Annotated in this window: 4 protein-coding genes and 1 pseudogene; 3 read left to right on the forward strand and 2 right to left on the reverse strand. The window is 69.5% G+C overall.

Features of this window, described 5'->3' with window-relative positions:
• Positions 1-27: 27 nt before the first annotated feature.
• Both V8Z80_RS20005 and V8Z80_RS20010 read left to right on the forward strand, forming a co-directional pair.
• Positions 28-969, forward strand: coding sequence for a 3-keto-5-aminohexanoate cleavage protein (locus V8Z80_RS20005; protein WP_155194255.1), 942 nt, complete (start codon positions 28-30; stop codon positions 967-969).
• Positions 970-1000: 31 nt separating this feature from the next.
• Positions 1001-1909 carry an SDR family NAD(P)-dependent oxidoreductase gene (locus V8Z80_RS20010; RefSeq protein ID WP_336063235.1) on the forward strand — a complete coding sequence of 303 codons (909 nt, stop codon included), beginning with the start codon at positions 1001-1003 and terminating at the stop codon, positions 1907-1909.
• Between the two features lie 40 nt (positions 1910-1949).
• Here the strand turns inward: V8Z80_RS20010 and V8Z80_RS20015 are convergent, their stop codons facing one another.
• Both V8Z80_RS20015 and V8Z80_RS20020 read right to left on the reverse strand, forming a co-directional pair.
• On the reverse strand, positions 1950-2726 hold the full coding sequence (locus V8Z80_RS20015; protein WP_155194252.1) for a slipin family protein: 777 nt from the start codon (positions 2724-2726) through the stop codon (positions 1950-1952).
• Positions 2723-4141, reverse strand: a complete 1419-nt coding sequence (locus V8Z80_RS20020; protein ID WP_336063236.1) for an NfeD family protein — start codon at positions 4139-4141, stop codon at positions 2723-2725. The genes V8Z80_RS20015 and V8Z80_RS20020 overlap by 4 nt, the downstream gene beginning before the upstream one ends.
• 511 nt (positions 4142-4652) lie before the next feature.
• Here V8Z80_RS20020 and V8Z80_RS20025 point away from each other — a divergent pair.
• Positions 4653-6745, forward strand: a pseudogene (locus V8Z80_RS20025) (putative bifunctional diguanylate cyclase/phosphodiesterase).
• Positions 6746-6775 lie beyond the last annotated feature (30 nt).

Raw genomic sequence — 6775 nt, forward strand, 5'->3', positions numbered from 1 at the left:
CATTTCTTCCATCGAGCCCGTTTTCCCATGAAAAGCAGACAAGACAAGGTCATCATCTCGTGCGCGGTTACCGGGTCGGTCCACACGCCGACCATGTCCCCCTACCTGCCGCTCACGCCCGAGCAGATCGCCGGGCAGGCCATCGAGGCCGCCCAGGCGGGGGCGGCCATCCTGCACCTGCATGCGCGCGACCCGCGCGACGGACGGCCCAGCGCCGACCCGGCGGTCTTCGATGCCTTCGTGCCGCGCATCCGCGACGCCACCGACGCGGTGATCAACATCACCACGGGCGGCAGCACCCGCATGACGCTGCAGGAGCGGCTGGCCTATCCCTTGCGCGCCAAGCCCGAGATGTGCTCGCTGAACATGGGGTCGATGAACTTCTCCATCCATCCCGCCGCGCGGCGCATCGCCCGGTGGCAGCATGATTGGGAAAAGCCCTATGTCGAGGGCATGGAGGACCTGATCTTTCGCAATACGTTCCGCGACATCCGGCACATCCTCAAGGCGCTGGGCCAGGAGTGCGGCACGCGCTTCGAATTCGAATGCTATGACATGGGCCACCTGTACAACCTGGCGCATTTCGTGGACGAGGGGCTGGTGCAGGGGCCGTTGTTCATCCAGGCCATCTTCGGCATCCTGGGGGGGATGGGACCGGATCCGGAGAACCTGGCGGCCATGAAGACCACCGCCGACCGGCTGTTCGGGCGCGACGGCTATCGCTTTTCGGTGCTGGGGGCGGGCCGCCACCAGATGCCGCTGGTGACGATGGGCGCCATCCTGGGCGGCCATGTGCGCGTGGGCCTGGAGGACAGCCTGTACCTGGCCCGCGGCCAGCTGGCCAAGTCGTGCGCCGAACAGGTCCGCCGGATCCGGCTCATCCTGGAGGCGCTGTCGCTGGAGATCGCCACGCCCGCCGAGGCGCGGGCCATGCTGGGCTTGAAGGGCCGGGACGCGGTGGCGTTCTGAGGCCGCGCCATTCTTTCATTCGGGAGTTTTCATGAAGCAGTTTCTGCAGGATCGCGTTGCCATCGTCACCGGGGCAGGCAGCGGCCTGGGCCGCGCGCATGCGCTGGCGCTGGCGCGGCACGGCGCGCGCGTGGTGGTCAACGACGTGGCGGGATCGCACGAGGGCTCGCCCGCGCGCGCCGTGGCCGGGCAGATCGTGCGCGACGGCGGGCAGGCCATCGCCCTGGACGGCGACGTGACCGACCCTGCCGCCATGCAGGACATGGCCGCCAGCGTGATCGAGCGGTGGGGGCGCATCGACATCCTGGTCAACAATGCCGGCATCCTGCGCGACAAGAGCTTCTCCAAGATGTCGCTGGAGGACTTCCGGCTGGTGATGGACGTGCACCTGATGGGCAGCGTGCATTGCATCAAGGCGGTCTGGGAAACCATGCGCGCGCAGCGCTACGGCCGCATCGTGATGACGACCTCGTCCTCCGGCCTGTACGGCAATTTCGGCCAGGCCAACTACAGCGCGGCCAAGATGGCGCTGGTCGGGCTGATGCAGACCCTGGCCCTGGAGGGCGAGAAGTACGGCATCCGCGTCAATTGCCTGGCGCCCACGGCCGCCACCGGGATGACCGAGGGCGTGCTCGCGCCCGAGGCGCTGGCGCGGCTGGACCCGGCGGCCGTCAGTCCGGCGCTGTTGGCCCTGGCGGCCGAGGATGCGCCCACCCGCCGCATCCTGCTGGCGGGCGCGGGCAGCGTCGAGGCGGCCCACATCACGATGACGCGCGGCATTTTCATCGGCCCGCGCGAGGACGCGGCCCAGCAGATCCGCGCGCGCATGGCCCAGATCGCCGACCGCGAGGGCGAACTGGTGCCGTCCACCGGTTTCGAGCAGTGCCAGTTCGAGCTGGCCAAGGCGGGCTTCCAGATGGCGCTGCCGGGCCTGGCCTGAAGCCGCGCACGCACCGGGCGCTGCGCCATGCCGGCATCGCTCACGCCGGCTCGCGCCGGGCCGTCCCGCCTTGCGCCGACAGGTGGCGCAGCAGGTCGATCGGCATCGGGAACACGATGGTCGAGGTCTTGTCCCCGGCGATGTCGTGCAGGGCCGACAGGTAGCGCAACTGCATGGCCTCGGGCACCTCGGCCAGCGCGCGGGCCGCATCCACCAGCCGTTCGGCCGCCTGGTGCTCGCCTTCGGCGTTGATGATGCGCGCGCGCCGGTTGCGCTCGGCCTCGGCCTGGCGGGCGATGGCGCGGACCATGCTTTCGTCGATGTCCACGTGCTTGATCTCCACGTTGGCGATCTTGATGCCCCAGCTGTCGGTGTGCCGGTCCAGGATCTCCTGCAGGTCGGCGTTGAGCTTGTCCCGCTCGGACAGCATCTCGTCCAGGTCGTGCTTGCCCAGCACCGAGCGCAAGGTGGTCTGCGCCAGCTGGCTGGTGGCCTCGCGATAGCGCTCGACCTGGATGATGGCCTTGTTGGGGTCGACCACGCGGAAATACACCACCGCGTTGACCTGCACCGAGACGTTGTCGTGCGAGATGATGTCCTGGCTGGGAACATCCAGCACGATGGTGCGCATGTCCACCCGCACCAGCTGCTGGATGAAGGGCACCAGGACGATCAGGCCGGGGCCTTTCACGCCGGTGTAGCGCCCCAGCGTGAAGACGACCCCGCGCTCGTATTCGCGCAGGATGCGCAGCGACCAAAGGATGACCGCCACGACCAGCGCGGCGATGATGAGATACGGGACCCAGGTCATGATCATGGTTCTTTCTCCTGTTGGATGGGGCGCTCGGGTGCGACGGTCAGCGTCAGGCCCTCGCGGGCCAGGACCCGCACGCGCTCGCCGGCAGGCAGCGGACCGGGCGCGCGCGCCTGCCAGCTTTCTCCGTTGACCTGCACGCGTCCCGTGCCGTTGGACCAGGAAAGCACCTGGCCGGTATGGCCGACCAGCGCATTGCCGCCGCTTTCGGCCTTGCGCCGGTGGGCCCGCAGCGCGGCGGCCAGCATGATGCCCAGCAGCGCGGCCATGACCGCCGTGGCGGTCACGATGACCGGCAGCGACAGCACGAAGGCCGGATGGTCGCCATCGAACATGAACAGCGAGCCCAGGCCGAAGATGACCGCGCCGGCTATGCCGAGCAGGCCGAGCGTGGGGGTGAATGCCTCGGCCGCCATCAGTGCGATGCCCAGCATCAGCAGTCCCACGCCCGCATAGCTCACCGGCAGCAGGTTCAGGGCGAACAGCGCCGTGACCAGGGCCACGCCGCCCAGCACGCCCGGGAAGATCGCCCCGGGGCTCATCAGTTCGAAGATGATGCCGTAGATCCCCAGCAGCATGAGGACATAGGCGATGTTCGGGTTGGTGATGACCGCCAGGAAGCGGGTGCGCCAGTCGGGCGCGACGGTGACGAGTTCGGCGCCGGCGGTGGCCAGCGTGACGGCCAGGCCGCCCACGGCGGCCTGGCGGCCGTCGGCCTGCCGCAGCAGTTCCTCCACGGTGGGCGCCACGATGTCCACCACGTCTTGCTCCAATGCCTGCCGGGCCGCGATGCTGGCGCCTTCGCGCACCGCCGATTCGGCCCATTGCGCGTTGCGGCCGTGCAGATCGGCCAGGCTCCGGATGAAGGCGACGGCATCGTTGATGGCCTTGCGCGCGCCGGCATCCGGGCCGTCCCCGCCGCCCTCGTCGCGGCCTGTTTCGCCGGGTTCGCCGGCCGGCGGGGCTGTGTCCGGCTGCCCGGGCGCGGTCGGCCGCCGCTGCCCGGGCGAGGGGCCCGGGCCCAGCTGTACGGGAGTGGCCGCGCCGATATTGGTGCCCGGCGCCATCGCGGCCACGTGGCTGGCATAGACCAGGTAGGTTCCCGCGCTGGCCGCCTGGGCCCCGCCCGGGGCCACGTAGGCGATGACCGGCACGGGCGAAGCCAGCATGTGCTGGACGATCTCGCGCGTGGAGGACACCAGGCCGCCCGGCGTATCGATGCGTATCACGGCCGCGGCCGCCTCCAGCCGCGCGGCGGCCTCCAGGCCGCGGCGCAGGTAATGGGTCGTGGCCGGACCGATGGGGCCCTGGACCTCCAGCAATACCACCGGGCGCGCGGCCTGGCCGGCGGCGGCCGGGCCGGGCAGGGCGAGGGCGCCAAGCAGGCCGGCCAGCACGCACAGCAAGGCGCGGATCACGGTTTCTTGCCGGTACGGCCCGGCCTGTGCTGCGCCTGGCCCGGCCCCGGGGTTTGCCGCGGGCCGCTGGCGCACGCGCCGGGCCGCCGTGCCGATTCACGGGATGGGGACATGCGTCTTCTCCTTGGCGGGAGGTTCCAGCGTAGTGCGCCGCCCCCGGGCCTTGCTGTGTCATACGGTTTCGACTGGTGTCCACCGATATGGGAAACAGCGTCCGGTTTTGGGTGCCCTATACAGGAAAACCCCGCTCTAAACTTTGCGCCAAATCAAACCGATAGACAAAAGGAGAGGCGAGTTCAATTGGTCCGTTTGCGCGGCAAGCGAGCAACAGCCTTTCGCCGCCATCCCTTGATATGAACGGAGCCGTCTTGAACCTGCCCGCCTACGTTGCGCGCCTTGCCTTCCAGGCTTGCGGCGCACCGCCCGCTCGCGTCCGCCCGATCCCCCTGCTGCCCGCCTGACCCCGCTTCGCGCGAGGCAAGGCCGCCGCGCGGGCATCACAGGAATTTCCATGTACGTCGGTCAATACAACGATTTCCTGGTCCTGCTGTCGCTGGCGGTAGCGATCCTGGCCTCCTACACGGCCCTGGACATGGCCGGCCGCATCCAGCCTGGCCAGAGAGCCGGCGGGTGGCGAACGGGTGGCTGGCGGGCGGGGCCTGCGCCATGGGCGTGGGTATCTGGTCCATGCATTTCATCGGCATGCTGGCATTCAGCCTGCCCATCCCGCTGGGCTACGATCCGGCGATCACGGCGGCGTCGCTGCTGATCGCCATCGCCGCCTCGGCCCTGGCGCTGTGGATCGCCAGCCGCGAGGCGCTGCCGTGGCGGCGGCTGGCCTGGGGCGCCTTGCTGATGGGCGCGGGCATCGCCGCCATGCACTACACCGGCATGGCGGCGATGCGCATGTCGCCCGGCATCCAGTACATCGGCTGGCTGTTCGTGTTGTCGGTGCTGATCGCCGTCAGCGCCTCGGGCGCCGCCTTGTGGATGGCCTTCCGGCTGCGCCGGCGCGCGCCTGGCGTGCGCAGGCTGCGGGCCGGCGCGGCGGTGATCATGGGCGTGGCGATCGTGGGCATGCACTACACCGGCATGGGCGCGGCGCAGTTTCCCTTGGGCAGCATCTGCGGGGCGGCGCGCGACGGGGTGGATGCCAACTGGCTGGCCTTGCTTATCCTGGTGGCCACGCTGGCGGTGCTGGCCATTGCGCTGATCGTATCGGTGCTCGATGCCCGCCTGCAGGAGCGCACCTCGATATTGACGCGTTCGCTGAGCGCGGCCAACGAAGAACTGTCCTATCTGGCGCTGCACGATGCGCTGACGGGCTTGCCCAACCGGGTGCTGCTGGCCGACCGTATCGATCAGGCCATCCGCGCCGCCGAGCGCAGCCGGGGCAGTTTCGCGCTGATGTTCCTGGACCTGGACGGGTTCAAGACCGTGAACGACGCATACGGCCATCAGGTGGGCGACCTGCTGCTGGCTGCGGGCGCGCAGCGCATCCGGGGCATGATCCGCTCCCAGGACACCCTGGCCCGCATGGGCGGCGACGAGTTCGTGCTGGTGGCCGAAGTGGGCGAGCCTTCGGATGCGGCGGCCATCGCCGAGAAGCTCGTGGCCGAGCTGCGCGCGCCTTTCCTGGTGGACGGCCACGATTTGCGCGTTTCCACCAGCATCGGCATCGCCCTGTATCCCAGCGATGGCGGCAATCGCGAGACACTGCTGACCAACGCCGACGCGGCCATGTACCACTCCAAGTCGCTGGGCCGCAACACCTACAGCTTTTTCGAAAGCTCGATGAACGCCAATGCCTACGAGCAGTTGCGCTTGAGCCAGGAACTGCGCAAGGCGGTCGAGGAGGGCCAGTTCGTGCTGCACTACCAGCCCAAGTTCCAGGCGCCCGACGGGCCGGTGGTGGGCGTGGAGGCGCTGGTGCGCTGGCAGCATCCCACGCGCGGGCTGATGCCGCCGGACCAGTTCATCGCGCTGGCCGAGAAGATCGGCCTGATCGTGCCCATCGGCGAGTGGGTGCTGGACGAGGCCTGCCGGCAGATGGCGCGGTGGCGGCAGGCCGGGCGCACCGGCTGGAGCGTCGCGGTCAACATTTCGGCCCTGCATTTCCAGCATGCCAGGCTGGTGCAGTCGGTCAGGGATGCCTTGGCCCGGCACGGCCTGGAGCCTGAATGCCTGACGCTGGAGATCACCGAGACCACCGCCATGAGCGATACGCAGGCCAGCCTGCAGGTGCTCGATGCGCTAAGCGGCATGGGCGTGCGCATTTCCATCGACGACTTCGGCACCGGCTACTCGAGCCTGCTGCACCTCAAGCGCCTGCCGGCGTGCGAACTGAAGATAGACCGCGGCTTCATCAACGACCTGGCGCACGACGTGGAGGACGCCGCCATCGTATCGGCCATCGTGGCGCTGGGCCGCACGCTGAACCTGAAGGTGGTGGCCGAGGGCGTGGAGACGCAGGCCCAGCAGGCCTTCCTGACCAAGCTGGGATGCAGCATGCTGCAGGGCTACCTGCTGGGCCGCCCGATGCCGGCCCTGGCGCTGGAGGAGGCCTTGTCCGCGCAGGCCGGCGCCGGCATCCCGCAGGCTTGAGGCGCACGGCCCGGCGCGCCTGGCCGCGCG

The sequence above is a fragment of the Orrella sp. JC864 genome (genome assembly GCF_037026685.1).
In the GTDB taxonomy this organism is placed as follows: Bacteria; Pseudomonadota; Gammaproteobacteria; order Burkholderiales; family Burkholderiaceae_B; genus Orrella.

Coding starts and splice junctions, on each gene's coding strand:
- V8Z80_RS20005 (WP_155194255.1), top strand. CDS start 28: ATGAAAAGCAGACAAGACAAGGTCATCATCTCGTGCGCGGTTACCGGG.
- V8Z80_RS20010 (WP_336063235.1), top strand. CDS start 1,001: ATGAAGCAGTTTCTGCAGGATCGCGTTGCCATCGTCACCGGGGCAGGC.
- V8Z80_RS20015 (WP_155194252.1), bottom strand. CDS start 2,726: ATGATCATGACCTGGGTCCCGTATCTCATCATCGCCGCGCTGGTCGTG.